This window comes from Adhaeribacter radiodurans, from assembly GCF_014075995.1.
Taxonomy (GTDB): domain Bacteria; phylum Bacteroidota; class Bacteroidia; order Cytophagales; family Hymenobacteraceae; genus Adhaeribacter; species Adhaeribacter radiodurans.
Genome location: NZ_CP055153.1, coordinates 4,463,924 through 4,487,580, shown reverse-complemented (window position 1 = coordinate 4,487,580; position 23,657 = coordinate 4,463,924). Strand labels below are relative to the sequence as shown.

The window sequence follows — 23,657 nt, the reverse complement described above, 5'->3', positions numbered from 1 at the left end:
AGTACCCCATTTTTGGGACAGTTTGAATGAGACCATTCTCATTATTATTACTATTACTAGGAAGTGGTAATGTGGTAAACTTGGTGGGCTGATTTTGAGTTCAGGGATAAGTTTTCCATATTTCCACTTCTTTTTTCAAGAGCCATTCCCTTGGGGTCAGATTTCCTAAAGCTTCATGCGGCCTACGGGTATTATATTCTTCTAGCCAATTTTCTGTCAGTTGCCGGACTTCCGCCAGTTCAAAAAACAGATAAGCATCTAATATTTCCCGGCGATAACTGCCGTTAAAGCGTTCGATAAAGCCATTCTGCATGGGTTTACCCGGCTGAATATAATGGATGTTAATTTCTTTTTCTTTACACCAGTTCGTAAAATCAACACTAGTAAACTCCGGGCCATTATCTACCCGGATGGCCGTTGGCTTACCGCGCCAGTCAATCAGCTGCTCCAGAGTGCGAATCACTCTTTTGGCGGCAATTGAAGTTGCTATCTCAATGACCAGTGCTTCCCGGTTACAATCATCTAGCACATTCAAGGTCCGAAACTTATTACCTGATGCTAAGCTATCACTCATAAAATCCATGCTCCAGCTACTGTTAATCTCTACCGGCTGCAGCAATGGTTGCTTTACTCGGGTTGGTAGCCTACGTTTTCCTTTTCTCTTTTTGTTGAACTTTAACAGTTTATAGATCCGGTATACCCGTTTGTGATTCCACGGCTGACCGGCTCTTTTCAGATAAGCTAACAGCTTCCGAAAACCATAAGCTGGATGAGCAGCAGCTAACTCCTGCAAGGCGGTAATCACTTCGGAATCATCTTTACAGCTCTTGTAATAAAATTGAGAACGGGTCAGACCAGTTAAGTGGCAGGCCCTGACAACGGGTAAGTCGTAGTCCGAGATGATTTCTGCAGTCAACTGCTTTTGCTGCCAGAGCCCCAACCTTTTTTTGTGATGACCTCCTTCAGGATAGAGTGATCCAAGCTTAAATCAGCATACATTTTCTTTAATCGGGCATTCTCCTCTTCTAACTCTTTGAGCCGCTTTACATCCGAAGCTTCCATGCCGCCGTATTGGCTCTTCCACCGGTAAAAGGTAGACCGGCTAACTTCTAATTCCCGGCAAATGTCTTCTGTCTTCCGACCCGACTCATTTTCCTGCAGTGCTTTGATAATCTGACTCTCGGTAATCCTTGTCTTTTTCATCTTTTCAGTTTTAAAGTATCCATTTTCTGTCTCCTTTCAAACTGTCCGATTTTTTGGGGTACTTACAGTACGTTTCTTAGCCTACTTTCTTTATCATCTTCAAGAGATAGTTATTCTAAGTTAATTTAAAAACACAAGGGCAAGTTTTGTCCCTCAATGAAACATTATTTACGCGTAACCTGTAACTTGCAACCTGCAACCTGCAACTTTTTAATGATAAAGCAACTTTTTCAAAAAAACCTGGGAACCTTGGTTGTCATGGCTTTATTAGCTGTTGGCCCTGTTTTAATTAGCTCCACCGTAGCTGTATTGCTCTACCAATACCAAGCTGTTTTGCAGCAATTAACTTTCGGTCAAATGGTGCTGTATTTTATGGTGGTATCGTTTACAATGGCTTTTGCCTTAACGCCTACTACGTTTGTAGCCTTGGTAACCGGTTTTTATTTAGGCTGGAATGGTTTTCCGGGAGTAGTTATTTCGTACGGGGTAGCTTCCTTAATTGGGTACGGCCTGGCTCAGATTATCGATCATGGTAAACTCATTCGGTTTATTAGCCATTTTGATAAAGCAGCTGCGGTAATGGAGGAATTGAAACATCAAAGCTGGAGTTTAATTATTTTAACCCGCATTTCTCCCGTACTTCCTTTTGCTTTGATGACGTTTGTGCTGGCAATGATGAAAGTAGAAAAGAAAAAGTTCTTCCTGGCTAGTATTGTGGGGATGTTGCCCCGCACTTTATTCTTTTTTTGGTTAGGTACGCAGGCGCAAGATATTATTGCCTTATTGCAAAACCCCGACACAGGTAAAGGTGGTCAGATTCTGATAATTACCTTAGTTTTGGTTTCCTTGTTTGGCCTCTACGTTCTGTTTAACCGGGCACTTAAAAAAGCGCTTAGCAAAAGAGTAGATGCAAAAATTTAATAAAAATTTGGCAGATAGCTTGCGTTTGAATAAATGGTTTATGTATCTTTGCCCACTCAAAACGAGAAAATGGTCACGTAGCTCAACTGGATAGAGCATCTGACTACGAATCAGAAGGTTTGGGGTTCGACTCCCTACGCGACCACTCGAAAGCCTCTTAGCTGATTGCTAAGAGGCTTTTTTGATTTCATCGGAAACATTTCGGACGCTAAATTAAAATATGTTAAATTCTTTTTTCATGGATTATTTAGTTCATACTGCATAGTTAATGCTTTAAAAAAATTAACATTTTCTTCAGTACACGTTATATCATCCTATAAAATAGGTAAGAGGCAGTCAATTTAACATATTACTGGTTATAGGGTTAACTAAATCATACCTGAATTACTTGGTGGCCCAACTTGTATGAATTTGCTCCCTTGTTGTTTAAGTAAGGTTATTACCCAAATTAGTATTAGTAAAACTTAATCCGGACAATACTATAATCATCGTCAGTATTTTTCTGGAAACGCAACATACCGACCTTTGGGTTTTTAATGGCAAAGCTGCTAATACTTCCGCTACTGGTGCTTTTCATCAAAATATATTTATTTTATTTCCTAGAAAGGAGTATGCTTAGAATAGCTTACGTTACCTTTAAAGGAATAAAAGAATGCTGTCACATAAGGAGAGGATAGTAGTTTTTTTTAATTAATCATGTACTCATGACATATAATATAAAAATTAACCGGGCCCACACCATGGAAGAGGTTTCGGAATATTGGAAAGACGAGGATTTTGTTCAATTACTTCTAAAGTTTAACTTCCCAGATGCCGAAAATGTGGGTAAGGAAACCTTAGGAGAGTTGCTGCTAATGGCCATCACTGATTATGAACCCAATGAAGCCGCCGCCATAATCTTAGAGTATAAACTGGCCGATAAGCTCAGCACCGGCCAAATTCAGCAAATTTCGAATGATATGCTATTAGATAAAATATCAGAGGAGTATCCTGATATAAGCCTGCATGGCACCTTATTCCACATCAATCAGCTTTTATATAAAGCGTTCAATGGTATATTCCCTAATACCAAAGCCACTCTGATTGGCTTTTCAGTAGAATCAGAGAATAAAGAAGAGATTGATTTTACTAAGGAAGCCATCCTGCGGTTATTAGATAAAGGTTTATCTAACAGTAACCTAATTAAAAGGCTTTATAGTGAACAGATGGCGGGAAGCAAACCTTTTCTCGAAGCAGAACATATCTTATGGGAGTTAAAGGATAAAGGAGATCAGAACTTTGAAATCTTGACCTCAGAATATTGGTTGAGCAAGAACGATCTGGTGGCAAGTGAATTCGACGGCCACTATGAACAACAAACAGGGGCAGCGGAAAACAAGTAAGCTTAAAATATAGAGGTTAGCAAACTTACCTGCTGACTTCTAAAATCTATTATATCTTTCTATTTCCCGATTCAGGAAAGTATAATTCCTTCCTTTGTTGGCGACCTTTTAAGTGACGCAGAGATAATAATTGATTGTTTGTCTGACTTCTTCTTCGGTTCTACAAGTGCCAGATTCTCGCATGTCTGGGGTATTATTATACATATAAATGCGCCACTCCCAAATTTCTTGAAAAGGCCAGTAACTGGCAATTAATACTTGCTCTGATTTTTCTGATTGAAAATCTGCTGATCCAAATAAATTGTGTTGCTGTGGATCATTCTTATCTACTTCCCAATATTTATTTATAGCGTTCATGTTTAGCTGCTTTTGTAAGTATCTGTCGTCCTTCAATGTGTTCAATAAGCCAAGTGATTCTTTCCAATGTTGATTTAATTCGTTTATAAATACTCCTTTGTTAATTTTAGAATGGAGTAGATGTGGTCGAAACAAGGCACTTATAACCAAGCAATGCCTATGCAATTAGCCCACCCCGAAAACCCAGCCTCCGGTATCTTTCTTTTAATTTTTATTAAACCATATAAGTACGGGGATAAAATCAAATAAATACCTATATAGGTATTTATTTGATTTTATCCCCGTATAACTACAATAGTAGATTAAGTAAAACTACTGTATAAACCTTAGAAATCATGTTATACAATTATTACTTCAGAAAATTAGCAGGAATAGGCTTCGCTATTCTTTTGTTAATAGGGTCTAGTCAAGTGAAAGCGCAAAATAGCAATCCAGGACCTAAATTTGGTGTAAAAGCAGGACTAAACTTTTCCCAACTCTACGTTGATCAGGCTAATGCCCAAGACGAAAATATAAAAGCGGGTTATCACTTCGGGGTGTTCGGGAAAGTTCCGATTAATGACTTTCTGGCAATTCAACCAGAAGTACTCTATTCCAATGTAGGTTCTAAAATAACGTACGGCGGATCCGATGTGGCGGATGTTCTGGGTATTGAGCCAGGAGAGGTTCGCTTTAATCTAAACTACGTGCAAGTACCTATTGCCTTAGCGGTTAATATTGGGCCGCTTAATGTTCACGCGGGTCCTTATTTTTCTTACCTGGTGTCCGCCAACGTGAAAGACCTAAAATCATCGGACTTTAACTCTTCGGATATTACCGACTTAAAAACCGACAACTTCAACCGATTTGATTATGGTGTGATGGGTGGTATTGGTTTTGATGTAAAAGGGGTAACCGTGGGAGCCCGCTATAACTATGGCCTACGTGAAGTAGGGAACAGTGGTCTGGCCGGTAACTTAACCGATAATTCCAAGAACTCCGTCGCGCAGATTTATCTCGGATTTGGTCTGTAGAACTTAATTTACACTTGCCATTAATTTTTCCTTATTTCACCGAAGGTCCCAGAAAATCCCTTTTAAATTTAAATAAAATGACTAGCCTAAACCGCAATATAGTTTTGCAAGCCCTCATTAAACACGAGACACTCCTTTTTAGTGATATTGCGAAAGAAGAAAATCTGGGTATGATACCCAACGAAATCCATTTGCAATTCTTGCTGGATGAGTTAGTGGAAAGTGATTATATCCATATACTTAGTGGGGTTAGCCCCAGAACTTATACCATCACGGTGAAGGGTATAAACGAAGGCAAAAGGCTTGCCCGGGAAGGTGGAAATGTAAATACCAGCAGCTACCAGTAATCTTAACGGGGAATACTGCCCGACTCCGGTTCAAGTGGGTTCTTATTTCTCTTTTCTGGTATCTGCCATAGTAAGTAAAAGTTCTTCAATCGTCTGACTGAAACTTTTCGGAAATAAAAGGATTATTTACCTCTAAACCTTGCTTCCATTCAGGGAGCAAGGTTTTTTGCCTCATAAAAAGTAATAATATCTTAAATGCAAGCTAATGAAACCTAATTTATATATCTTCCTACTTCTCCCCTTAATCCTAAGCCTGCCGGTTCTGGCCCAGTACAAAACGGTAATCTTTAATTATGAGCGCGCTTATTTCGATGATGGCCAACCACTACCCGCCGAAAATAGATTTATTATTTCAGGAGGAGTTAGTGCCAACATTGATATAGTAGAAGTAAAAATATACCATTCTTCTAACACCGAGAAAGCTCCTTTCTATCAAAATACCTGGGAGAAAAGGCCTACGAGCCCGCCTGCTACGTTTGCCTTGCCGATAAACCAACCTTTACGCGGAAACGAAGAATATACCTTCGTTCTGAATTATTATGCTAAGGTTTCCATTGAGCAGCAACAACAACTTATTAGTCAGATTAATGCTGCCTTAGGGGCCTACATCGACCAGTCGTATCAGGTAGAGCGATCCAGCATTACCGTGTTGGAGCACCCCAGAATCATACGAAGTGATTTGAACGCTATTGTTCGCCAAGGCCTTTCGCTGCACCGAAACCAAATAAACTATTCTTTTGAAGGGTTTTCTGACTTGGTGTATCAAAAGTTAAAGCAATTAGGGGAGTTGAACCTGCAGAAAGCCCGCTTTAATATTTTTGCTAAACAAGATGAAAATACTAAAACGGTTAAGTTACGCTATGCCCAAGAGCAGATTGCTGCCTTAAAATTGATGATAAACCAGGAGGTAGCGCAATATGCAGGAGTGCAATTATTTGGTCTTACGGATAGTAAAAGAATTACCGATTACATGACCGAAAAAACTAAAAATGCCCTGGCCCTTAACGTAGGTTATGGCGGCGCCTATTACTCGGGTACCTTCGATAACTTAGCTTACGATGCGGCACCGTACGCGGGAATCTCCCTTCCATTTGGTAAGGCACCCTTCGCATCTCCTTTCTGGGCAAAAACCAGTATTTCTACAGGGGTATTTTTACAAAATTTAAAATTCGGACCCGGTAATGTGGCCACCGGACCTTTAGTGCATCGTCCGGTATATGTTGCCCTTGGCTACCGGGTACTGCCTTTTATCCGCCTGAACGCGGGGGCAACGGTATTACAAAACAAACTTACCAGTAGTACCAGCACCGATTTAAACTTAGATAAGGTATACATCCGACCTTTTCTAGGTTTAAGTATGGAGATCAATTTGTGGCTGAACTTAAACCGATAATCATGAAATTGTTTTTATTTATATTATTATCCTGTTTTAGCTGCCTGGATGCTGTAGCGCAGCACAACTTGTACAAATGGCAACTAAAAGGTTATACAGGTGTTGCTAATTACTACAACCCGGATAAGAAAACCATTAATTACTTTAAACTGGAGGATAATTTATGGCATCGCCTCGAAATTGGTCGGAGTTTAGGCAAAACTTTTGGCCTTGCGGCTAGTGCTTCATTTGGTAAAGTAAGGGGTTTAGCACCGCAGAGCCGCAGCTTTCTTACAGATGTTCGTATGACTTCGGTACGGTTTTATTTTTATACCGACAATGGCTGGCTTTTTAAATCATCTTCTTTCATTTCACCTTTCTTTTTCGGTGGATATGGCTTAAGTACTTTTGACCAAGGTAATAATGGTGTTTCTACCGAAAGTAAATACAGGCAGGTACTTCCGTTTGGTTTAGGGCTCAAGTTTCGGTTAACTGACAGGTGGCAATTCGATTTGCAAACCGAAGCAGTATATAATACCAACTCTTCCTTAAATGAAATAGCAACCGAGCAGAATAAGTACAATAATGGTTTTCTGCACACGGGGCTGGCGCTTGCCTATAATTTTGGCTTTAAGCCTTCCTCTTTTAAAGCTTCCCGGTTTTATGCAAGCTTCCAAGACCCATTGGCCCAAGTTGACTCTACTCTTACGACAACTTCCCCTAACCTCTCAAAATTAACTGCACGTTCCACTTTGCTGACCCCGCCGCCGGATCGCCTGGTAAATCCACGATTAATTATGATTAGAGATACTGTGTTAATATCAGAAAAGGTCAAACCACAGAATAACGGTACTCTAGGACACCAAAAGAAAATTACGCAAGAGCGAGATACTATGTATTCGGCGAATAGAAGCCGTATTTTTACCCAGAAAAGCCTTATAAAGGAAGATACCTTGCGTAGCGCAGTAAACGAAAAAGCTCTAAGTGACAGGGAAACTGCAATGGCTGATTATGAACTCCAAAATAGAAGAGCGGCATCTTTTAGGCAGGTAGAAACAGCACGGGTACAAGAATCATTAAGAACGACTATACCCTATCGGACAGCACCTAGTACCACTACTCGTGTATACCAACCTGGGTATGGGCTCAATAATAATAGCCGCCCCTCTTTATATCCGGCTGGCCAAAGTTCATTAATGTTACTTCAAAAAGATAAAAGCGAGTTGGCAGAAGCTAACCGGAGAAACAGTGAATTACGTTACGCCTACGATTCCTTATATACTGCTTTGACTAAAGACACGGCAATAATGACGCAATTAAGACAGCATAATTCCTCTTTTAAAGCCTTGGACAATAGAGTTCTGGATTATATGCAGGATCAGGCTGCTTTAAATGAGAGCATGAAGCAAAGGCTGGGATCTTATGAAAACGAATTAGCTCGTTTGCCTCAAACCGACAATTCAACTTCCATCGTTATACCGGAGGTAATAAGCGGCTTTGATACCAATGTATTTTTCAGAATAAATAGTTATGGTATACCTTCCCAAAGTTTTAACAGTTTGCTTACCTGTGCGGCTCTGTTAAACGCAAATCCAGGAAAGAAACTTCAACTAACCGGCTATACCGATAAGACGGGTAAACCTAGCTATAACTTATTATTGAGTCGAAAAAGAGTGGAAGCTGTTTCTGATTTTTTCCAAGATCAAGGTATTGGGAAAGAGCGTATATTGATGCAGTATTTTGGTGAGGCAGAATCAGATGATCGGTCAAATTCACTTGGCAGAAAAGTAATGTTACATATTCTTGATTAGGCAAAACTTCGAAAAACACTTTTGTTTTGTCTGTCTAGTCTGAACTAGACCATTGCAATAGTTGATTCAAAAAAGGATCGTTTTCCTGAGGATATACTAAACCGTTTAACATAAACTTACTTATAGGGCAATGATAGTTATTTTGCTAAGAAAAGATTCAATTGTCATGGCTTAGTAAATATTTTATTTGGAGTAGCCCAGAAGCAAACAAGTATACAGACTTTAGAAATATTCTATCTAAAGTCTGTATACACGAGTGAATCCCACCTTCCTGCAACAACACTATTTTACTTAACTTGCTACCTGCTTCAAGAAGGTAACTCTGTTTCTCCTAACTTCTTAATTTGGTCTCCCATTCTCTCTAACAAGCAAGGTCGAACTCACATTTATTATAAATTATTAGTATAGAAATTCCTCTCGTCAGGAACTTCTGCCTTTAAACGCCTGGTGTAGTTAGTCCGAAAAAACCTGTTTAAAGTCCCAACCGGTGCCTACTACTTTGCCATTCGCGTTATTAGCCCAACTAAAACTACCATCGAATCTGCCTTCGTGTCGGTACCAGAGTAACTGGTTCTGGTCATTAATCGCATATATAACCCCATACCCCCCCGGAAAAACCTGTTTAAAGTTCCAGCCCGAGCCCACTAATCGGCCACTACCGGTAGCCCAACTAAAACTGCCGTCAAATCTGCCTACGTGGCGGAACCAGCGCAGTTGATTGGTTTGCGAAATGGTATAGATAACTCCATCTCCGCCATAGAACACCTGTTTAAAGTTCCAACCCGTACCTACTACTTTGGCAACACCGCCGTTCGTCCAATTAACACTGCCGTCATATCTACCCTCGTGCCGGTACCATAAGAGTTGATTCTGGTCATTGATGGCATAGATTACACCGTCCCCGCCAGAAAAAACCTGTTTAAAGTTCCAGCCCGAGCCCACTACTTTTGGCTCGGTGGCCCATCTAAAACTACCATCGAATCGGCCCTCATGCCGGAGCCAGAGTAATTGATTCTGGTCATTGATGGCATAAATAACATCATCTCCGCCGTAGAACACGTGTTTATAATTCCAACCGGAGCCCACTAAGCGGCTACTATCCGTTGCCCAACTGAAACTGCCGTCGTACCTTCCTACGTGTAGGTACCAACGCAACTGATTTTTTTGAGTAATGGCATAAATGATACCATCACCCCCACTAGAATTATTATAGGTAGATTTTGTTGCCCGTGGATTGGGAGTAAGCCCTTCTTCTTTTTGGCAAGAGAAAAGCAGAGTTGCTACAAAGAATAGCATACTTAAAAAAGGTATTTTTTTCATTTTAATAAAATTTAGATTTTAAACTTTCCTAAAAGAAATTAGTCAGCTTAGGGAAGCCTAGTCCCTCGCTGATCATGGCGACTAAAGCTTGACAAGAGCAAACAGCAGGCAGCTCTGGGAATAAGTATTTTTAGGTTTTCATTCTGGATAAATTTTGGGTGAGAAACAGGATAATTATGGAAAAGCGTGCTTTGTAGGCAGCAATAAGCCATAGGACACAAAGAAGCTCATCAGAGCCCTACCAGGTTCATCAAAAATCAGGGAAAGGGAAAACCAGCCGGGAAATACCCGTTAAGCAAGCGCGTGCTTACTTTTTGCGTTGCCTAAAAAAGGAAAAAGGATAAAAATAATAATTAGACCTTTCATGAAGCATTTAGGCCCAAAGACTAAGATGGAGTTTTAACTAGATAAGTAAAGCTTTATTGCTTAGCAATTGGCCAAAAGGTTCTACGAATGTTTGGTTCTCACTAATAATAAACAAGTATCAGCTTGTTCCTATAAGGAATCAAGTTGGTTAATAATAGACTAATTAATTATTCTTTGATAGGGCCAAAGTAAAAGAGGGCACTTAGCTTAAAGTTAAAATAAGACTTATTTAAAAGTAATCATTATAAAAGTTAAAACCATAGTAATTAGAGACTTTTAATCTTTTGTTATGTTTTTTACAGCAGGAATTACCAGTAAGTTTTCTCCCATAACAACTAGCTATTTTTAGTTAGTACCTCTTATATAATCGGTATATGGAAGTCAACGATACACTTATTCTCGGGATGCTTCCGAAAATCATTGTGGTAGACTTCAAATGGGAATTCTTCTGATTTTGTATAGCCATTTTCATGCATCCAAACGAAAAGACTGTTCCAGGCTTGTTCAAAATCGTTAAGGGTTATGGTAAATCGTCCCATAATACTTTTCCCTTTTTTAATGGTTAAAACTTTTATTTCCCCCACTTCTTTAAAGGGTTTATCGGTGCTGACACAAATGCTCATGCGTATTTTATCCGAAGCCGTTACTTTGTTACTATCATGCAAGATTCTAACTATTTTAGTTTCCGGGGGTTTTGTTAATCCTTTAGGTTGGGCCCATTTAAATAAGCGGTCAAAGGCATTCACCACTCCTTTTACGCCAATGTGGGTGAGGCAAGCTAACTGCAATTCTGGGAATTCTTTAATTTCAATTTTTGCGTTCATTTCAAGCCAGTTTAAATGGTCCTTAATGTTGCAAATATAGGATTCAATGATTAGAGACATTTGTCCATTCTTGCTATCTAGTCTACTTATCTTACTAAATTTAGCGGGCATTCTTTTTCTAAATTCGGAGGGACTTAATCCATAATAATTTTTGAAAGCCCTAGTGAAAGAAGAATTGCTATTAAAGCCATAATGAAGGAAAAGCTCGGAGATGCTTACGACTTTATCCTGCATTAAGATAGAAGCAATTTTTTCAATCCTCCTGCGGCTGATATAAGCATTTAAGGGCTCCCCAATGATGGCCTTAAATAGTCTATGAAAATGATAAGGAGAATAAAAGGCTGCTTGGGAAACCAAGTCTAAAGATAAATCGGCATTCAGATTTGCCTCAATGAAATTCAAAGCAAGGTTTATGCGCCGGATATAATCTTTTTGTATTTCATCTGGATGTATCATTTTTAAGTCCCTACTGCAGAGCTAGCGAATATACATTATTATACATCTATGCAACGGTAAACTCTATAATAGGCGGGCAAATTTGTCTTCAAAATTAATGTAAAAATGGGATTTAACGTGCCTAATTTTACATAGCATTACTTATAAGACTAAGGCAGTCGAGTAGGAGAGAGCTAAAACCAGCCTTACTTTACCTAAAGTTTTTTGTTAGACTCCTGGAATCCAATCGAAAGCACTTTTCTGCCGCATTACTTTCAGTTAAAATCTGGTGATATCACAAAAACGGCGCACCATTGCGCCTCAGCAAAAGTTGCCATCTAAAATATCTAATTAGTGGGTCTAGGTAAGAATAAATCATTCTTTGGAAAAAGTCTGCGCACCTATACAATTAAAGGTGTCTTTACAAGGAGGGTAGATGAAAGTTAATTTTCGGCCTTTATCTTCCAGCTTACATGTAACGATATACCCATTAAGCTGCGGTGTTGCTGCTTTTAAATCCTGCAGAGAAGAATAAGAACCCAGGGAATCGTTGTGAATGTAATTGGTAAAATCAGAAAAGGAAAGTTGATCCTTAACCAGGCTAAACCTGGCCGTTGATCGATACCTATAACCCAGAACTTGTCTAGAGTTTGCGTCTAATTCTATTCTTAGAATCTCTAAAGTATTATCCTCTTTAAAATGGTACTGTAATTTAGAGATGCGGTTATCCTCCGGCAAGCTATCTTCCTGAAACCAGATGCCCAAAATCTGTTTCCCGGAAGGAGATACGGCATCTTCTTTTGAACAGCTAAAAAAGGTAAGCAGCAGAAAGAAACAAAGGAGAAATTTCATCGGCAAGGTCTTTTGTTCAAGACCCGTTCTCCCCCGAATAGGTTGCATGTGGTTATAAGTAAACGAGATTCATTTGTCCTGCTTCCATTTTTCTTCTAATAGTACTAGAAAATCAAACCTAAAAGAAGCTGATTTCTAAAGAGTAGAGGGTGTTTCTCTGATATTGATTGTTATGTTAAATACGAGCCAGTTTCTGGGTTTTGTACTATTTAAAAGCTACAGCGTACAGGGCTTGGTAAAGGTTGGGGCCTTCATTGTTCGTTAAACTAAAGTATACACAAAAGCTAAATTATTGTTGTTGGTTTTAATATATTACTTCCGTATAACTTTTGCCAAGCTGCTGTTGTGCGTTCGCTGTTTTAGTATTAGACGAGCGAATCCAATCAAAATGTTTGTTGCCTGACCTTTAGTATAAACAAAAAAATATCACTTGCTACAACTATAGCAGTTAATAGTTCGGCAAAGTGGGGTTACTTCTTTGCTTTTAAGCCCAAGCTTCATCGAAATAATACTGATCAGCAGGATACTCCTCGAAGGAATCCAGCTTACCGTCTTTGATCCGGTAAATATGGGCCGTATCATACTTGAATTTTCGGCCATTTCGCTCCGATTCATGCGTCGCTAATACCACGCCCCGATGATCATTGGCAACAACCCCATTCACTGTTTCCCGAAACGTTCCATTAGATAATTCCATAAAACTGCTGACGAAAGGGGAAAGGAATTGCTCCTTGGTATATGTTGCGGCTACTTTATTTTTGCCAGGCACCCGAAAAGTAATATTCTCAGTACAATACTTCAGATAACCGGCTAGATCCCCTTGGGCAAATGCCGCATAAGCTGCTTGAAGCATTTCTTCATTTGGATGTGTCATAATGATTGAAGTTTTGGTTAAACTAATATTAAGATAAGATATAATTAAGTTAAATACCTGTTTTTCTTTGCATTATATTAATTATAAGAAATCTTGTCGAACTGAAAGCGGTTGAAAATGTGATGTACAACGTACTTGGCAGTAAGTCTCCGGTCTACTTGGCAACAGAAAAATAACAGGAAAATGGTCATTGCGTGAGACACCTTTCGTGAGACACACTTTTAAGACATTTTACATATTTTTACTTATAAGACCTAGTCAGTCGAGTAGGAGGGAAGAGTTAACGGATCCTTGTTTTATCCGCCCAGATAATGTTTTGTATCCGGGTTTGTAGGGTAATTTTTAATTTTTGGGAATTTGTTAAAACAAAATCACCGAAAAAACGCTCAATTAACATATGGAAAAGATAGCATTAGTAGTGGGTGCTAGTGGTATTACCGGCAGTAACCTGGCCGGGAAGCTAATCGCCCAAGGATGGACCACCTATGGTCTGGCCCGGAACCCGAATACCGAAATAAACAACTTAATACCCCTAGCAGCCGATTTGTTAAATGCTGCTAGTCTAGCTTCGGCACTGGCGGACATTTCTCCCACGCACGTTTTTATTACCACTTGGATGCGCCAGCAGACCGAAGCAGAAAACATCCGCGTCAACAGCTTAATGGTGCGTAATCTGCTGGATGCACTCTCCCCCAAGAAATTTGTGCAGCACGTAGCTCTGGTAACGGGGCTTAAACATTATTTAGGACCATTCGAAGCTTACGCGAAAGCCGGCACCTTACCCTTAACGCCCGTACGAGAGGAACATCCGCGGTTGGGAATTGAAAACTTTTACTACGCCCAGGAAGACGAAGTGTATGCTGCCGCTGAGCGCGATGGTTTTACCTGGAGCATCCATCGCCCGCATACGGTGATTGGCAAAGCAGTAGGAAATATGATGAATATGGGCACTACCTTAGCCGTTTATGCCAGTATCTGTAAAGAAACTGGCCGGCCGTTCCGTTTTCCCGGATCTGGGGCCCAATGGAACGGGCTGTCGGATGTAACCGATGCCCGTATCCTGGCCGAACAGTTAATCTGGGCCGCTACTAGTGAAGCCGCCCGTAATCAGGCCTTCAATATCACCAACGGCGAGGTATTCCGCTGGAACTGGCTTTGGTACAAACTGGCCAATTGGTTTGGGGTAGAAGCAGTTGGCTTTGATGGTACTATTCACCCGCTGGAGGCCGAACTAGCGAACGATGGTCCGCTTTGGAAAGAGATGGCGGCCAAATATCACTTGAAAGAACCAGACCTGGACCGATTAGCTTCCGCCTGGCATACCGATCTAGACCTGGGCCGTCCCATAGAGGTAATGACCGATATGTCCAAAAGCCGGAAATTTGGCTTCACAGCTTACCAAGATACCCGAGAGTCTTTTTTTGACTTATTTGAGCAACTCCGGCAAGAGCAACTAATTCCCTAATATTCTATTTTTTTTAACAGAGCTCTATGTAGGGGCAAGTACCGGCCTTGTTCCTACATAGAGTGAATAGGGAAAGTATAGGATGATTTTTACTTATCCTGTAAAAATGCTAGAAAACTACCCCGAAAAGATGCCCAATTCCAGGAAGTAGAGGTGGTTTATCTCGAGGTGTTTTCTGGCTTTTGTTATATTTCCGACAAAGTGATTGCCTTAATTACTATAAAGTCTTTGTGTTGTAATCATATTCTAACAGTTCGCTTTTACCTTTTACTGTTTCACTATAATTAAAGTATACATCTTCCACTAACTTATTATTTTTAAAAACTCTAAAATGTAAGGTAACTCTGGCGGGGCCAGTTTCAAGGGCGGAAAATTCGGTCATGATCATTATTTTCAATTTCCCTAAATCTTTTCCCTCCATGGAAATAGAAGCAGGCTTTAAATCATCTTCCATTAATACGGCGGGCACTGAATTATTAGTACCTGTGTACTTAAATCCGGAACCATCCCCGCTAATCGTTATTATGCGATTAAACTTTAGATAATCGCCCTCCTGGGTTAATTCTACCCTGAAAGTAGCCTTGTTTACTGGTTTTGGGGCATCGTCATTCCCGCCGCATCCAGTTAGGAAAAGCACTAGAATTAAGATGCTTGAAAAGGTAAAATTTTTCATGATATAAAATATTGGTAGTAAAGATAATTTCACTTATAAAAATTGTTTTTAATTTAATCTATTTCATAAACCTTGTTTACTTTCCTGCTATGTTAAATAAGGTTCATTTTCTATGTTTTGTATAATTAAAGAATTAACGTCTTTGGCTAAAAAGCGCGTAGTGATTTTTAGTTTTTGTTAGCAGCAGTGCTTTATTCAAGGTTTTTCCGCTTTGTTCGCACAAAGTTTAACTTGTAAGTAGAGATGCCATTATTAACGCCAAGAACCAAAGCACTAATCGTCATCAACACACCAATCGGTAAAAATATAGCAGAACCGGTGACACAATTAGACTGGTTAACAGATTGATTTTGCAGTAAGCCCTTGGCGGATACAAGACAGGCATATATTGGAGTAGCAAATCCTATAAGTACTGCTATAATTGTAGTTATTGCAGTAAGTACAAATGACTCTTTAATATTTTTTATTCTACTTAATGTCAGGATCGAAATTAGAGGAAGGCCTGAAATTATTAACGGAACTAATAAAGTGTTAATTAAGGTCATAGGTCATCTGTTTCTGAGTAATTTTTCAATATGCATTACTGCTAACGGACTTGGCTAAGGCACGCCTTGGTGTGTTTTAGGTGTGGTTAGGTGTTTATATTTTTTTTGTTTTAGTCTTTCTCATTTCTTTGAAAGATTAGGTTTCTTAAATGTATCGGTTTATCAGGGTACGGTATATTTTCTATAATTTCTTCCAACCCGTAATCTGGAAAATCCGCTATAACCTCACCAGCAGCGATCGAAAGTAGCTCATAATCTTCTTCTGTCGCATTATTATCCAAAGCACATTTCCAAATTACTTTCCCATTGATTAATTCTATTGAAACAGACCTTAATGAAATAGGTACATTTCCCAATAAAGCTCTTACTCCACTAAGTACTAATTTTATATCTACTTCGGATTTCATTCAAATAGTATTGCACCTAACTACCGGATAAGCGGAGTTGTTCCGGTTATCTGCACTATGTACGGAGTAAGTATAATGGCTTTTATGGAGTTTGTAATGGCGTTTTTACTAAATAAGGCTCCTTGTTTCATGTTATTAGTAATATATATAAAATTTACCAATTATCTTGCCAGCTGCTTCTTTTCTTTCCAAATACACTCCTCCTGGAATACCTTTTCTTTTTCGGGTTTATCGCTGCTTGTTGAGGAGCTTTTCTCAGCAGATAAATAGTAATTCCTACAAATTAAAGGCGCTAAATGGGTTGCAATTGTCCTTCTCTTAAGCTTAGCCGCGTTTATAAGCGGATATATCCGGATATATCCGGATATATCCGCTTATAAACGCGGCTAAGTAGTCTTTGCTAGGAGAGATTCGGTGAGTACCAGGCCTTATTTAAGTCGGAAATACGTTGGCCAATCATCTCGTGAAACAACCGTGGCTGTTGCACAACTAACTTTTTAAGTGCGCTGATTTTCTTGTTTGAATTTATTCTCGCCCTTATAGAGCTTTCTAAGTTGAAAAACAGCTTGGTAAAATCAAAAGAATAGCGGATAAAAGCAGATTCTTGCTCTTTTGGGAGCGCAATGGCTTGGCTTATTACTTTTACCGGCTTAAACTTCAGATACTTTTTCAAGTTAAAAGCACAAGCAGCCAGCAGCATCACCTTGTGAGCGCCAGCTTTGCCCCGCACGGCTATTTTCTGGAGCCCATATTGCTGAATCAAACTGCCAAAAACCGGCTCTACCGTGCTGTGTCGGAGCCGCTTCATGCACTTGCCTTTTCTACTTTGTTGCCTGGCCAGTGCCCGCTGATACTCCGAATCGTAAGCAGTACGCGTGATTTGCCGGCATTGGCTTTTGGGAACACACGTTGGCTTCAAAGGACACTGTTTACAGTCTTGGTAGGTAGCCCGGTAGATTTTTAGTAAACCTCCCTCGGCATTGGTGTCATAGGTCTTAAAGGCGAGTATCTTCCCGGCCGGACAGGTGAAATGGTCCGCTTCCTGGTCATAGGGAAAACCGGCTATCTCGGGTTTGTACTGACCAAATACCGGTATCCAGCCCGTTATCTTTCTTTGCTCTAAAAAAGCATAGTTGCTGCCATTAGAATAACCACCATCCGCTAGCAGCTCCCTTAGACGTAGTTCATTATCTAGTAGCCGTCGCTGCAATCGCAGTGTGATAGCGGGCAGATATTGGCTATCCCGGCCATCGGCATAGTCCGCTTGTACATGGCTGATGACGCCTTTGGCCGTATCCACGGCCAAACTGCAATGGTAATTAAGCTTTCTAGCTTTACCCGGTTTGACCGATATACGGGCATCTGGATCCGTGGGATTATAGTGCGTTTTATTACTGACTAGACGTGCTTTCTCATGCTTGCCCCCTAAGCCTTTAGGAGACTCTCTCAAATGATCTTGGTGCTTTTCCAACTTTCTTAACTGATGCTCTGGAACCGAAAGAAACGGCTCGGGCTTGCTGCTGGTATTTGGGCTTGCCCTATGGGTAGTCGAACTATTTTCTACATCCGTCTTAACGAGGTGCATTTTCAGTGATTCTGCTGGCTGTTTAAGCAGCAGGCTATCCATCGATGCATTCGCTTTGATGGGTGCCGAGTCAATGGCCTGAATGTCGCCGGCCACCATCCCTTTTTCCACACATAAGCGGAAGACTTTATCAAACAGTGACTCAAACAAGGCTTCTGGGTAAAGCTGGCGGGTACGACTCACGGTGGAATGCCAGGGCAAAGGCTCGTCTATTTGGTAATTTAGAAAATAAAGCAAGTCCAGCCGCATGGAACAATGTTCTATCAGCTTTCTATCACTAGTGATATTTTCCAAGTAACCTACCAGGCAGAGCTTAAAGAAAACTACCGGATCGATCGACTGCTGACCACACCGACCATAGTAAGCCTGGGTAAGCTGGTAGAGAAAATCCAGGTTCAACTGCTTCTTCAATCGGCGATAATAGTTGTGTTCCGGTACGTATGCCGAAAGGGAGAAGAGCAGCACCTTCTCCTCTTCCAAAATCTTCTTGCCCTGCATGATTTTAAAGATTAGTCTTAATCTTCTTCAACGATCAATCTCAAACAAAAGGTTGTGCAACAGCCACGACCGTTTTACGAGACAAAATCACTCCTCCAAAAACATCTCTTTTTCGGCTAAAAACCGTCTCAAATTTCCATCTCACAAATCAAAAGTATTTTTATATATTTGAGATGGCATTCGTGAGACAAATATGAAAATAGGCTACGCCCGGGTCAGCACCCAGGACCAAAAATTAGAACTACAGTTAGACGCTTTGACTAAACAAGGTTGTGAGCTCGTCTTTCAGGAAAAAAAGTCGGGGAAAAACAAAGAACGGCCGGAGTTGGAGAAATTGCTGGGACAAATCCGCTCTGGTGATACAGTGGTGGTATGGAAGCTGGACCGGCTGGGTAGATCCTTGCGGGATTTAATTGACCTGGTAGCGGAGTTTCAAAAAAGGGGAATTGACTTCGTGAGTTTACAAGATGGCATCAACACGGCTACTTCCACCGGTCGCTTTACCTTTAACATCTTTGCTTCCCTAGCTGAGTTTGAGCGGGAGATAATTAAAGAACGAACCAAAGCTGGCTTAGTAGCGGCTAGAGCTCGGGGTAGGGCAGGAGGGAGGCCTGCTGGTTTAACTCCCGAAGCTCAAGAAAAAGCAAAGTCCGCGAAAGTGCTATTGGAATCGGGTAAAAGGCCGGAGGAAATAGCCAAAATTTTGGGCTTCTCCCGCGCGACTTGTTATCGGTACTTAGAATATGCATCTACCTTTTAAAAGGCAACGTACTGCCAACCGAATAGAATACCAACTATAAGGAAGTATAGGCATTTTTTTCTATTTTACTTATGTCTAACAATCGCCATACTGACTGGTCCACCCCATAAATGTATAATTGTTGATTATCTCAAGTATTGCTTGAACCATTTATCTACTTCCTCCATATTAGGTTTAGGCCAATGGCGTTCTTTGTGGGTTAGTACCATTTTAGTCGGTACTCCCTTTTCTTTTAAAACTTGATACATCCTAGGAGCTTGCCGGCGAGGAATGATAAAGTCATCATCGGAGTAGTAGATCAGGGTAGCGGCATCTTCTTTGGTTACGTATGTGATAGGCGAAGCCTGCGCATACCTTCCCGATGAGACAAACTCATTTTTGCTCTCTTCTGGAAGTTCCCCAACATAATTAAGAAACATTCTCAAGGCCATGTTTCGGGTCAGCATTGTGTCCTCCTTCCGGTTTATATCAGATAAGATAAAAGGAGCGGCCATCGTTACTACTGCCTGTACTTTGGAGCTAATGCTGTCGATGGGATTTTCAGCTTTATCAATGAAGACATCCGTAACGCCTAGCATGGAAGATAGATTGGCACCTGAAGAATGTCCCATCGCCCCGATATGATGCGCATCAATGCCAAATTTCTTGGCGTTATATCGAATATACCGGACGGCCCTTTGGCAATCAGCTAAGATATCTGGAGCGTGAAACTGCGGTGCAAAACGATGGTTAATTATAAAAACCGTATACCCTTTTTGTACCAGTGATTTCACCCACTTGCCGTAATAAGCCGTATCTTGGACGGCCTCCTTTAAAGCTCCTTTATTATAGATTCTTTGATCAAAAAATCCCCAGCCATTTCCTGGAATAAAAACTACCCCCAAGTGATTACTCTTGCCTGGCTGATAAACATCCATTAGCAAACTCATCCCGGATATCACACCATACACTACATTTTCCTGTTTGGTGGCTTTCTGACCAAAAGCAAGGAATGTCTGCGCCCATAAGGCAATAGCTAAAAACATAAAAATTAATGGTTTCATAGGACAGCTTTTTAAGTGTAAGAAAATAGAATAAGGAAAGTTGTAGAAAGCATGAATCGATTGCTTTGGCTGTTGATTGGGCTAGGCCTATATTCCAGCTTCTATATTAATTTAATTGACTAGGATCTTTCTTTCGACTATCCTTGGTTCATGCTTTCTAACTGACCAATATGCCTTATTCAATCAAAGTGCCAAGGAGGAATAGAAGAGCAGATTTTAAAAAATGCCATCTGGTACATAAAAAAAGAACTTTTGATTAATTAATAGGGTGGTTCTAATAAGGCACACTACTGGTAATAATTTAAAAAAATTGGAGATATTAAGAATTCTCCAATTTTTTGGAGTATTTTTAATAGACCGATAAATAGCTACCTATGCTGAACAATCAGGTCTTACAAGTTACTAATGCAGTGCACAAAGCAGTGGAAGCAGCTGAACGAAAAAACGAATTGGCTGGCCGAGTATTGGCTGCACTGCAACCGGCTTTGGAGGTAGCAGCCATTGTCATCACTTTAATAGAAGGCAATTATTTTCAACTTTTCCAGGCTATCCTCCCATCGGACGGAAAAGCCAGGCCGATTGAAAAGCAGGGAGACATCTTCCCCATTTCACTATCCCCTTACGCACTCCTCAGCTGCGCCGCTGAATACTCCACCCAGATTCGGAAAGTGAATAGCTCCGACCTAGGTTATCGTGATTTTGCGGGCACCCACTTCGTGCAGGCGGCAGGCTTGGAGGAAAGTATGCTGACGCTTCTTCGCTACCGTGGCCAGATAGTAGGTCATTTGGAGGTGTTTAGCAAAAAATCAGGAACCTTTTCAGCGGGACAGTTCCCATTGTTGGAGATGTTGGCCCAGCCAATAGCGGCCGCGCTGGCCTATACCCAAATTCGGGAGGGGTTGGCTGAAAAGGCTACCTTACTTTCTCTCAGCGGCGATATGGCCACCATCCGTGACAAGGACGATCTTTACCGGGTAATGATGGAAAAAATACGGCCTCTCATCGACTTCAACGATGCCGTGGTAGTTATCTTTGAGAAGGATACCTACAATTACTTCTTCAATCTAGCACCGGCCGAAAGGCGGGCAAATCCGTTCTACGATTTACTGGCCCGCAAAACCTTTCCCTTTAAAAACTCTCCGTTCGAGTTTTTTATCCAACAGGATAATCCCTTTTTTCTGACTACCGAGCAGATGCTGCAGCGGTTTCCCGGCTATCCTGGTTTCATATTCATGCAACAGACCGGCCTGCATTACTCCGTTAAACTGAACTTGTTGCATGGAGGGGAAATATTTGGGTTGATTCTGCTACATTTTAACCAAGCGTCCCAGATCCAGCCAGCAAAAATTCCCCTTTACCAGGCCTTTACGGACCAATTGGCCGTGGCAGTTTATAATATCCTGGCCAATAGGGATATTTTGGAACGGGAACAAGAACGAACCATCCTGCTTTCCCTCAGTGAGGCGATGACTACCATCCGCGACAAGGATGACCTTTACCGAGTGATGATGGAAAAAATACGACCTCTCATCGACTTCGATGACGCTGTGGTGGTCATCCTGAGAGAAAAAGCGTATTCCTATTTCTTCAACCTAGCTTCGACGGAACGGCAGGCCCATCCGCTATTCAAGAAACTTACCCGTCAGTCGTTTCCCATCCAAGGCTCCCCGTTTGAGGTGCTGCTTGAGCAGGAGGGGCCCTTCCCTTGGTCAGCGCAAGAATTATTGAAGTCCTATCAGGGCAATGATGATCTGACTTTGATGCAGCAAACCGGCTTACAAAACTCAGTGAATGTTCCCTTGGTGTATGGAGGCCAACGGATCGGGCTGGTTCTTTTTCATTTTCATGGCAAGGCCTCCCTGCACCCAGCCTTGCTTAACCTGTACAAAGCGCTTACCGGCCAATTGGCCGTGGCTGTTAGTAATATCTTGGCTAACGAAGAAATTGCCTCCCGGGAAGGGGAGAAAAGCCTGCAAATCACTTTGACTAACGTGCTGACCAGGGAAGAGGCGTGGGAGAAGAAGTGGTGGAAGGTGATTCAACTACTTGAGCCCTACCTCCCCTTAGATTACGTCGTCTTCCGCCTGAAAGAGGGAGAACAACTCAAAGGAGACTATACTTTCTATCGAACTGGTTTCGAGGAATATCAGTTGCTGGATCCCGCGCACCAACAGCACCTATGCGGACTATCGGCTGAAAAATATGATAAGCTTCCTCGGGAACAAACCCTACGAGAGGCAATGATCCTCAACGGGGAAGATTTGGTGCGCTGGGGTCATCAATATACCGTAGAACGCTTGACAGCCCAACACTTTCAACTCCAGTCACATTTTCGGTTTCCGTTGCTACTAAGCCGGGATAATGCCCTCGTTTTCTCCTTTTACAGCAAACAAGTGGACGCCTACCAGGCCGAGCACCTAGCCTTTATGAGTCGTATTGCCTATTCACTGTCCCTAACTCTGGACAAGTTGCTGGCTTATGAGGAAGTCAAAAAGCTTAGCGAGCAGTTGAAGCAAGAGAAAAGCTACCTGATGGAAGAGGTCAAAACTACATACAACTTCGAGCAGCTTATCGGTACCAGTACCCTGTTACAGCGGGTTTTCCATTCCGTGGCTAACGTAGCTCCCACTGATACAACGGTGTTGATTCAAGGAGAAACTGGCACGGGCAAAGAACTAATAGCCCGGGCAATTCACCACCAGTCGCCTCGCCGGGAGCGGCCGTTAATCAAGGTAAATTGTGCGGCTTTGCCGGCCCAACTAATTGAGTCGGAATTTTTTGGTCACGAAAAAGGAGCCTTCACCGGTGCCGTTGAACGGCGAATCGGGAAATTTGAAATGGCCAACCAGGGTACTATTTTTCTGGATGAAATTGGAGAATTAGCCCTGGAACTGCAGGCCAAGTTGCTGCGCGTGCTGCAGGAAAAGGAAATCGAGCGAATCGGCGGAAAATCCACCATTCCTGTGGATTTTCGGGTGATAGCCGCCACCAACCGGGATCTGGCAAAAGCTGTGCTGGAGGGAAAGTTTCGCTCCGATCTATTTTATCGACTGCATATTTTTCCTATTCAACTACCTTCCTTGCGGGAGCGTAATGAAGACATTCCCCTGCTAGCCACTTACTTTGCCCAGAGGTTTTCCAAAAAAATGGGCCGTCCTTTTCTGGGCATCACGGCAAATACCTTATCCGAGCTGCTGGCCTACGATTGGCCGGGAAACATCCGGGAACTGGAGAATGTAATGGAACAGTCCGTTATCCTCTCGGAACAGCACCCTCTAGAATGGAGCCGTCCCCCCGCGAAACGCTCCTCCAACATTCAGTTAGTTACTTCTCTGCCTAACGAGCAGCTGTTAGGCCAGCCAGACAATGGCATCAAAGCGCAACGGGAAAGCTGGGAGAAAGCCCAGATTATGCAGGCGCTCCAACTAGCCCAAGGTCGTATCCGAGGAACCGAAGGCGCGGCCGAGCGGCTAGGCATCAAGGCGACCACCCTGGAAGCTAAAATGAAAAAGCTGGGCATTTACAAGGAGCATGTGCTGAAAAGTTAAGCTGCCAGCAGGAACAAGCTCATAGAACGGTTTTGGATGCTTGTAGGCGTAAGGCA

Annotated in this window: 20 protein-coding genes, 1 tRNA gene and 1 pseudogene; 10 read left to right on the top strand and 12 right to left on the bottom strand. The window is 41.6% G+C overall.

The window, feature by feature from the left end; all coding sequences use genetic code 11:
- Positions 1-100 precede the first annotated feature (100 nt).
- Positions 101-1,203 (bottom strand): IS3 family transposase gene (locus HUW48_RS17920; protein ID WP_220463948.1). Its coding sequence is split into 2 segments (ribosomal slippage): positions 101-942 and positions 942-1,203, totalling 1,104 coding nucleotides; the frame shifts between segments, so codons are not numbered across the junction.
- Between the two features lie 213 nt (positions 1,204-1,416).
- Between HUW48_RS17920 and HUW48_RS17915 the strand changes: the two genes are divergently transcribed.
- Together HUW48_RS17915 and HUW48_RS17910 are read left to right on the top strand one after the other, a co-directional pair.
- Positions 1,417-2,124: a TVP38/TMEM64 family protein gene (locus HUW48_RS17915; RefSeq protein WP_182412241.1), complete on the top strand. Its 708-nt coding sequence runs from the start codon at positions 1,417-1,419 to the stop codon at positions 2,122-2,124.
- Positions 2,125-2,195: 71 nt separating this feature from the next.
- Positions 2,196-2,269: transfer RNA gene (locus HUW48_RS17910), tRNA-Arg, on the top strand.
- A 309-nt stretch (positions 2,270-2,578) separates the two neighbouring features.
- On the opposite strand, the gene HUW48_RS27345 is transcribed toward HUW48_RS17910, so the two are convergent.
- On the bottom strand, positions 2,579-2,701 hold the full coding sequence (locus HUW48_RS27345; RefSeq protein WP_262891453.1) for a hypothetical protein: 123 nt from the start codon (positions 2,699-2,701) through the stop codon (positions 2,579-2,581).
- Positions 2,702-2,828: 127 nt separating this feature from the next.
- Here HUW48_RS27345 and HUW48_RS17905 point away from each other — a divergent pair, with 127 nt between their 5' ends.
- Positions 2,829-3,506 carry a hypothetical protein gene (locus HUW48_RS17905; RefSeq protein WP_182412240.1) on the top strand — a complete coding sequence of 226 codons (678 nt, stop codon included), beginning with the start codon at positions 2,829-2,831 and terminating at the stop codon, positions 3,504-3,506.
- A gap of 108 nt (positions 3,507-3,614) precedes the next feature.
- Here the strand turns inward: HUW48_RS17905 and HUW48_RS17900 are convergent, their stop codons facing one another.
- Entirely contained in the window at positions 3,615-3,863 is a 249-nt protein-coding gene (locus HUW48_RS17900) for a hypothetical protein (RefSeq protein WP_182412239.1), read from the bottom strand.
- A gap of 335 nt (positions 3,864-4,198) precedes the next feature.
- On the opposite strand from HUW48_RS17900, the gene HUW48_RS17895 reads away from it, so the two are divergent.
- From HUW48_RS17895 to HUW48_RS17880, 4 genes are all read left to right on the top strand, one after another.
- A complete protein-coding gene (locus tag HUW48_RS17895) occupies positions 4,199-4,876 on the top strand; it encodes a porin family protein (RefSeq protein ID WP_182412238.1) in 678 nt (225 codons plus the stop codon).
- A 77-nt stretch (positions 4,877-4,953) separates the two neighbouring features.
- Positions 4,954-5,223, top strand: coding sequence for a hypothetical protein (locus tag HUW48_RS17890; RefSeq protein WP_182412237.1), 270 nt, complete (start codon positions 4,954-4,956; stop codon positions 5,221-5,223).
- A gap of 205 nt (positions 5,224-5,428) precedes the next feature.
- Positions 5,429-6,616 carry a hypothetical protein gene (locus HUW48_RS17885; RefSeq protein ID WP_182412236.1) on the top strand — a complete coding sequence of 396 codons (1,188 nt, stop codon included), beginning with the start codon at positions 5,429-5,431 and terminating at the stop codon, positions 6,614-6,616.
- A gap of 68 nt (positions 6,617-6,684) precedes the next feature.
- Positions 6,685-8,406: an OmpA family protein gene (locus HUW48_RS17880; RefSeq protein ID WP_182412235.1), complete on the top strand. Its 1,722-nt coding sequence runs from the start codon at positions 6,685-6,687 to the stop codon at positions 8,404-8,406.
- Between the two features lie 453 nt (positions 8,407-8,859).
- Here HUW48_RS17880 and HUW48_RS17875 read toward each other — a convergent pair whose 3' ends face one another.
- The 4 genes from HUW48_RS17875 to HUW48_RS17860 all read right to left on the bottom strand — a co-directional run bounded on the left by HUW48_RS17875 (position 8,860) and on the right by HUW48_RS17860 (position 13,077).
- Positions 8,860-9,726 carry a tachylectin-related carbohydrate-binding protein gene (locus HUW48_RS17875; RefSeq protein WP_182412234.1) on the bottom strand — a complete coding sequence of 289 codons (867 nt, stop codon included), beginning with the start codon at positions 9,724-9,726 and terminating at the stop codon, positions 8,860-8,862.
- A 725-nt stretch (positions 9,727-10,451) separates the two neighbouring features.
- On the bottom strand, positions 10,452-11,372 hold the full coding sequence (locus HUW48_RS17870; RefSeq protein WP_182412233.1) for an AraC family transcriptional regulator: 921 nt from the start codon (positions 11,370-11,372) through the stop codon (positions 10,452-10,454).
- Positions 11,373-11,726: 354 nt separating this feature from the next.
- Positions 11,727-12,203: a hypothetical protein gene (locus HUW48_RS17865; RefSeq protein ID WP_182412232.1), complete on the bottom strand. Its 477-nt coding sequence runs from the start codon at positions 12,201-12,203 to the stop codon at positions 11,727-11,729.
- A 484-nt stretch (positions 12,204-12,687) separates the two neighbouring features.
- Positions 12,688-13,077: a nuclear transport factor 2 family protein gene (locus HUW48_RS17860; protein WP_182412231.1), complete on the bottom strand. Its 390-nt coding sequence runs from the start codon at positions 13,075-13,077 to the stop codon at positions 12,688-12,690.
- Positions 13,078-13,474: 397 nt separating this feature from the next.
- Between HUW48_RS17860 and HUW48_RS17855 the strand changes: the two genes are divergently transcribed.
- Entirely contained in the window at positions 13,475-14,542 is a 1,068-nt protein-coding gene (locus HUW48_RS17855) for an SDR family oxidoreductase (RefSeq protein WP_182412230.1), read from the top strand.
- Between the two features lie 217 nt (positions 14,543-14,759).
- Here HUW48_RS17855 and HUW48_RS17850 read toward each other — a convergent pair whose 3' ends face one another.
- The 4 genes and pseudogenes from HUW48_RS17850 to HUW48_RS17835 all read right to left on the bottom strand — a co-directional run.
- Positions 14,760-15,215 (bottom strand): beta-barrel fold lipoprotein, encoded by a 456-nt coding sequence (locus HUW48_RS17850; RefSeq protein WP_182412229.1) that lies wholly within the window; start codon positions 15,213-15,215, stop codon positions 14,760-14,762.
- A 191-nt stretch (positions 15,216-15,406) separates the two neighbouring features.
- The gene (locus tag HUW48_RS17845; RefSeq protein ID WP_182412228.1) at positions 15,407-15,760 is read right to left on the bottom strand and encodes a hypothetical protein; all 354 of its coding nucleotides are present in this window, start codon (positions 15,758-15,760) and stop codon (positions 15,407-15,409) included.
- 110 nt (positions 15,761-15,870) lie between these two features.
- Entirely contained in the window at positions 15,871-16,167 is a 297-nt protein-coding gene (locus HUW48_RS17840) for a hypothetical protein (protein WP_182412227.1), read from the bottom strand.
- 553 nt (positions 16,168-16,720) lie between these two features.
- A pseudogene (locus tag HUW48_RS17835) lies at positions 16,721-18,250 on the bottom strand (IS1182 family transposase); the annotation flags it as partial.
- A gap of 193 nt (positions 18,251-18,443) precedes the next feature.
- Here HUW48_RS17835 and HUW48_RS17830 point away from each other — a divergent pair.
- Positions 18,444-19,010 (top strand): recombinase family protein, encoded by a 567-nt coding sequence (locus HUW48_RS17830; RefSeq protein WP_182412226.1) that lies wholly within the window; start codon positions 18,444-18,446, stop codon positions 19,008-19,010.
- A 125-nt stretch (positions 19,011-19,135) separates the two neighbouring features.
- Here HUW48_RS17830 and HUW48_RS17825 read toward each other — a convergent pair whose 3' ends face one another.
- Entirely contained in the window at positions 19,136-20,053 is a 918-nt protein-coding gene (locus HUW48_RS17825) for an alpha/beta hydrolase (protein ID WP_182412225.1), read from the bottom strand.
- A 374-nt stretch (positions 20,054-20,427) separates the two neighbouring features.
- On the opposite strand from HUW48_RS17825, the gene HUW48_RS17820 reads away from it, so the two are divergent.
- The gene (locus HUW48_RS17820; RefSeq protein WP_182412224.1) at positions 20,428-23,601 is read left to right on the top strand and encodes a sigma 54-interacting transcriptional regulator; all 3,174 of its coding nucleotides are present in this window, start codon (positions 20,428-20,430) and stop codon (positions 23,599-23,601) included.
- Positions 23,602-23,657 lie beyond the last annotated feature (56 nt).

Excerpts from the sequence above, each read along its gene's own strand:
- HUW48_RS17915 (WP_182412241.1), top strand. The coding sequence starts at position 1,417 with ATGATAAAGCAACTTTTTCAAAAAAACCTGGGAACCTTGGTTGTCATG.
- HUW48_RS27345 (WP_262891453.1), bottom strand. The coding sequence starts at position 2,701 with ATGAAAAGCACCAGTAGCGGAAGTATTAGCAGCTTTGCCATTAAAAAC.
- HUW48_RS17905 (WP_182412240.1), top strand. The coding sequence starts at position 2,829 with ATGACATATAATATAAAAATTAACCGGGCCCACACCATGGAAGAGGTT.
- HUW48_RS17900 (WP_182412239.1), bottom strand. The coding sequence starts at position 3,863 with ATGAACGCTATAAATAAATATTGGGAAGTAGATAAGAATGATCCACAG.
- HUW48_RS17895 (WP_182412238.1), top strand. The coding sequence starts at position 4,199 with ATGTTATACAATTATTACTTCAGAAAATTAGCAGGAATAGGCTTCGCT.
- HUW48_RS17890 (WP_182412237.1), top strand. The coding sequence starts at position 4,954 with ATGACTAGCCTAAACCGCAATATAGTTTTGCAAGCCCTCATTAAACAC.
- HUW48_RS17885 (WP_182412236.1), top strand. The coding sequence starts at position 5,429 with ATGAAACCTAATTTATATATCTTCCTACTTCTCCCCTTAATCCTAAGC.
- HUW48_RS17875 (WP_182412234.1), bottom strand. The coding sequence starts at position 9,726 with ATGAAAAAAATACCTTTTTTAAGTATGCTATTCTTTGTAGCAACTCTG.
- HUW48_RS17870 (WP_182412233.1), bottom strand. The coding sequence starts at position 11,372 with ATGATACATCCAGATGAAATACAAAAAGATTATATCCGGCGCATAAAC.
- HUW48_RS17865 (WP_182412232.1), bottom strand. The coding sequence starts at position 12,203 with ATGAAATTTCTCCTTTGTTTCTTTCTGCTGCTTACCTTTTTTAGCTGT.
- HUW48_RS17860 (WP_182412231.1), bottom strand. The coding sequence starts at position 13,077 with ATGACACATCCAAATGAAGAAATGCTTCAAGCAGCTTATGCGGCATTT.
- HUW48_RS17855 (WP_182412230.1), top strand. The coding sequence starts at position 13,475 with ATGGAAAAGATAGCATTAGTAGTGGGTGCTAGTGGTATTACCGGCAGT.
- HUW48_RS17850 (WP_182412229.1), bottom strand. The coding sequence starts at position 15,215 with ATGAAAAATTTTACCTTTTCAAGCATCTTAATTCTAGTGCTTTTCCTA.
- HUW48_RS17845 (WP_182412228.1), bottom strand. The coding sequence starts at position 15,760 with ATGACCTTAATTAACACTTTATTAGTTCCGTTAATAATTTCAGGCCTT.
- HUW48_RS17840 (WP_182412227.1), bottom strand. The coding sequence starts at position 16,167 with ATGAAATCCGAAGTAGATATAAAATTAGTACTTAGTGGAGTAAGAGCT.
- HUW48_RS17830 (WP_182412226.1), top strand. The coding sequence starts at position 18,444 with ATGAAAATAGGCTACGCCCGGGTCAGCACCCAGGACCAAAAATTAGAA.
- HUW48_RS17825 (WP_182412225.1), bottom strand. The coding sequence starts at position 20,053 with ATGAAACCATTAATTTTTATGTTTTTAGCTATTGCCTTATGGGCGCAG.
- HUW48_RS17820 (WP_182412224.1), top strand. The coding sequence starts at position 20,428 with ATGCTGAACAATCAGGTCTTACAAGTTACTAATGCAGTGCACAAAGCA.